We start from the raw sequence: 1,310 nt of genomic DNA, 5'->3' as shown, positions 1-1,310 counted from the left end.
CGGGCCCTGACCCCGAATCCTGGACACGGGCTTATGCGACTTCGGTAAGGGTAGTTGATGTTGTTGCGGAGGCCGTCTCGTAGGCGATGGGGCTGCGTTGTCCGAGGCGGGAGTGACGGCGCCGGGTGTTGTAGCGGTGGAGCCAGCGGAAGGCGTCGAGACGTGCTGCGCGCTCGTTGGGCCAACCTTTTCGGCCTTGCAGCGTCTCCCTTTTGAAGGTCGCGTTGAAGCTTTCCGCGGCGGCGTTGTCGGCCGAGCTGCCGACCGCGCTCATGCTTTGGAGCACGCCCGCCCGGCGGCAGGCGTCGGCGAACGCCCTACTCGTGTATTGCGCCCCGTGATCCGTGTGCATGATGGCGCCCTTGAGGCTGCCACGGGTCCGCTCGGCAACAACCAGGGCGTCGATGACGAGCTCGGTGCGCATGTGGTCGGCGAGTGACCAGCCGGCCAGGCGCCGTGACGCGAGGTCGATGACGGTCGCGAGATAGCAGAACTTCCCGCCGCCGACGCTCAAGTAAGTGATGTCGCCGACGTACTTGGTGTTCACCTCCTCGGCAGTGAAGTCACGGCCGATCCGGTCCGGGGCCTTCGCGGCGGCTGGGTCCGGCACGGTGGTGCGGTGCCTGCGGCGCAGGCGGACGCCGGCCAGTCCGATCGTGCGCATGACGCGAGCGATGCGCTTGTGGTTTACGTGCTCGCCGTCGTCACGGAGTTCGGCGGTGATCCTCGGGACGCCGTAGGTGCCGTCCGATTCCCGGTGGATGGTGCGTATCTGCACGGCGAGCTTCGCGTCGGCCGCCTGGCGGGTGGCGCGGTCCGCGGCGGTCTTGCGCCAGTAGTAGAAGCTCGAGCGGGCGATGCCCAGGATGGTGCACAGCCGCTTCACGCCGTGGCGGCGCTGGTGATCGGCGACGAACTGGAAGCGGTTCACCAGCGCGTCTCGCCCGCGAAATACCGGGCCGCCTTGCGCAAGATGTCGCGTTCCTCCTCCAGCTCGCGGATCCTCTTGCGTGCGGCGGCGAGCTCGGCCTCCGCCGAATCCCCAGCCGGTGCCGTCGCGGGGGTCCCGGCCGCCGAGTGGGACCCTGGGCGTCGCCCGTCGGCGGCCCGGATCCAGTTGCGCAGCGTTTCGGTGTTGACCCCCAGATCGGTGGCGACCGACTTGATCGTCGCTCCCGGCCTCGACCGGTACAGCGCGACCGCGTCCGCCTTGAACTCCGGCGGATAGTGCTTCATCCCCACAGGGACTCCGTTCTCCCAGATCCTCAAGATCCAGTGTCTACGGTGTCCAAGATCCGGGGCGAGGGCCC

The 1,310-nt window shown here is 68.4% G+C and carries 1 protein-coding gene; it reads right to left on the bottom strand.

Annotation, left to right across the window (positions count from 1 at the left end; translation table 11 throughout):
* Positions 1 to 31 precede the first annotated feature (31 nt).
* Positions 32 to 1,242, bottom strand: a protein-coding gene (locus ABZW18_RS34765) for an IS3 family transposase (RefSeq protein ID WP_356195521.1) whose coding sequence is annotated in 2 segments (ribosomal slippage) — positions 32 to 948 and positions 948 to 1,242 — 1,212 coding nt in all. Because the reading frame shifts where the segments join, the coding sequence is not laid out codon by codon here.
* Positions 1,243 to 1,310 lie beyond the last annotated feature (68 nt).

Source organism: Streptomyces sp. NPDC004647 (genome assembly GCF_040609575.1).
Taxonomy (GTDB): Bacteria; Actinomycetota; Actinomycetes; order Streptomycetales; family Streptomycetaceae; genus Streptomyces.
This window is presented reverse-complemented; position numbering and strand designations above follow the sequence as displayed.